This is a genomic window from Tolypothrix sp. FACHB-123 (assembly GCF_014697075.1).
Classification (GTDB): domain Bacteria; phylum Cyanobacteriota; class Cyanobacteriia; order Cyanobacteriales; family Nostocaceae; genus Aulosira.
The window spans coordinates 1-1621 of sequence record NZ_JACJRE010000161.1 but is presented as its reverse complement, the minus strand read 5'-3'; the positions used below and the strand labels follow the sequence as shown (position 1 = coordinate 1621).

The 1621-nt window shown below is 38.1% G+C and carries 1 pseudogene; it reads left to right on the top strand.

Annotation, left to right across the window (positions count from 1 at the left end):
• Window positions 1-280: 280 nt before the first annotated feature.
• Window positions 281-1576, top strand: a pseudogene (locus H6G41_RS34495) (IS4 family transposase); the annotation flags it as partial.
• Between the last annotated feature and the right edge of the window lie 45 nt (window positions 1577-1621).

The following is a 1621-nucleotide window of genomic DNA, read 5'->3' as shown; positions in this document are numbered from 1 at the left end:
CATCGGTGAGAGGTTAAGGTAATTCCACATTTGTCAATCAGTTAAAATACTCAAAAAGGCTAAATGAAAATGATAATCGTGTGCGGGGGGATTGGGAAGGAGGCGAGCGTTGCTCGCCTCCTTCCCACTCTATTTGATTATCATTATCAAACAAGGTTTTAGTAGCTAAAATGTCCAATAAAAAAGTATTGTAACGAGAGAATAACTTAATAAAAATTGGGCAACCTTCGCAAGCTAAATTCAATTATCAAATAGGTAACGAATAGTTTGGTCTACTACGATGCCCAAGCGACAAAAACAAAACTCTGACCACGTACACCGACATAATACTCCTACTGTAGATAATGAAGCGATCGCTAAACACTTAGAAGCCTTATTAACCCCAGCGGTTTTTGCTCAACAAAAATATTATAAGCAGTTAGGATGTCGAGATAGGATTCTTAATTTATCTTTAATGGTAGCAGCAGTATTGACACTGTTGTGGCGACAAGTTCCTGGCGTTCAAGAGTTGAATCGTCTGTTAGCACGAGAAGGTTTCTTATGGTGTCAAGTTACCAAAGTTGCCCAACAATCACTCTCAGAAAGATTTTTAGTTTTTCCTTCTGAATTATTTGAGCGAGTGTTTAAAGATTTATTGCCTAAATTGCAATTTAATTGGCAAAAAAGACTTAGGCGACCATTGCCAGATAGTGTGAAGTTGGCGCTCTGTAATTTTGAACGAATATGGATAGCTGATGGGTCTACCTTAGAGGCTCTGTTTCGGAAGCTAAAAAGCCTGGAAGATATAAAAACAGGGCAACTAGCAGGTAAAATTTGTACAGTTATTGATTTAGTTACTCGTTTACCTGTCGAAGTTTGGTTTCACACTAATCCTGCTGCTTCTGACACAAATTTTGAATCTGCGTTACTAAATTTAGTGACTGAATCGACTTTAATTTTACTTGACAGAGGTTTCTATCATTTCCAGTTTTTACAACAACTAATTAATCAAAAAGTCCATTTTATTACTCGTTTAAAAGCCAAAGCATCTATTAAATATCTCAAGATTTTTAGCTATGACCATTCTCTTAAAGACCGATTGATTCAACTTGGTACTGGTCGTGGTGGCGCACCAGTACTGACTTTACGTTTAATCGAGATGAAAGTTGGTAAAACTAGCTATTCTTACATTACTTCTGTCCTTGAACCAAAAATTTTACCTCCTTATGTTGTCGCAGATTTATACCGCAGAAGATGGAGAGTTGAAGAAGCTTTCTACACAGTAAAACGCTTGCTGGGGCTATCTTATTTATGGACTGGTTCTATTAATGGTATCAAGCTACAAATCTGGGCTACTTGGTTATTTTATTCTGTTTTAGTTGACTTGGGAGATGCGGTTGCAGACGAATTATCTCTGCCATTTGACCGCATTTCTTTGGAGATGATATTTCGCGGTTTGTACCATTTTAGTGTCGCAAATGACAAAGGCAAAGCCGATGACCCGATTAAATATTTCGCAGCAAGAGAGAATCAAGACTTAGGCGTGGTTAAATATCTCCGAAAGCCAGTCTCCAAGATGGATTTGTCCCCTTTCCCTGCACCCTCTTGACAAAAGTGCAATTACCTTAACCTCTCACCGATG